A 512-nucleotide genomic window follows, 5' to 3' on the forward strand; every position below is an offset into this window, starting at 1 on the left:
CTGCCACGCCGCGTGGTCGGCGTACTGCACCGGCGGCGCGGCGAGCGAGCGCGGCTCGCCGGCCACGCGCGCCGCATACCCGGCCGCCAGCTCGTCGACGAACAACTGCATCGACGCCCCGTCGGAGACGATGTGGTGCATCACGACGACGAGCTGGTGCTCGCCGTCGCGCACGCGCAGCAGGCCGACGCGCCACAGCGGGCCGCGGCGCAGGTCGAACGGGGTGTCGAGCAGGGGCTGCAGATCGAACGCGGCGAGCGCGACCGGCTGCGGCGGCTGGATGAACTGGCGCGGCGTGCCGTCGTCGGCCAGGTCGAACCGGGTGCGCAGCGGCTCATGGCGCGCCGCCAGCGCGTCGAGCGCAGCCTGCAGTGCGACGGTGTCGAGCACGCCGCGCAACGTCAGCCCGAAGCGCACGTGGTACGCCGAGCTGCCCGGATCGAGCTGCCACAGGAACCACTGGCGCTGCTGCGCGTGCGACAGCGGCAGCGGTCCGGCGCGGCGTGCCGCGC

At 75.2% G+C, this 512-nt stretch carries 1 protein-coding gene; it reads right to left on the bottom strand.

Annotation, left to right across the window (positions count from 1 at the left end; translation table 11 throughout):
* Window positions 1-512 (bottom strand): condensation domain-containing protein (locus AC1D15_RS36655; protein ID WP_477829961.1); only part of this gene is annotated, 512 nt, incomplete at both ends.

It is taken from the genome of Rhizobacter sp. P2_H2 (genome assembly GCF_056403375.1).